Here is a 288-nt window from a genome sequence, read left to right on the forward strand (position 1 = left end):
GACTGGTCGCTGACCGAGGTACTGCGCTCCGGCACCGACTTGGACCGGGTCGACGTCATCCAGCCCGTCACCTGGGCCGTCATGGTGTCCCTCGCCGCCGCCTGGCAGGAACTCGGTGTCCGTCCTGACGCGGTCGTCGGCCACTCCCAGGGCGAGATCGCCGCCGCCGCTGTGGCAGGCGCCCTCACCCTGGAGGACGCGGCCAAGGTCGTCGCCGTACGCGCACGGATCATCGGCGAACACCTCGCCGGCCGGGGCGCCATGGCCTCCATCCCCCAGCCTGTCCAG

At 72.2% G+C, this 288-nt stretch carries 1 protein-coding gene; it reads left to right on the top strand.

Translation table 11 applies throughout. From position 1 onward, the window contains the following. Nucleotides 1-288: acyltransferase domain-containing protein (locus V5O46_RS31730; protein WP_332888192.1), on the top strand; the 288-nt coding region annotated here is incomplete at both ends.

The organism is Streptomyces poriticola (assembly GCF_036689765.1).
Classification (GTDB): domain Bacteria; phylum Actinomycetota; class Actinomycetes; order Streptomycetales; family Streptomycetaceae; genus Streptomyces; species Streptomyces poriticola.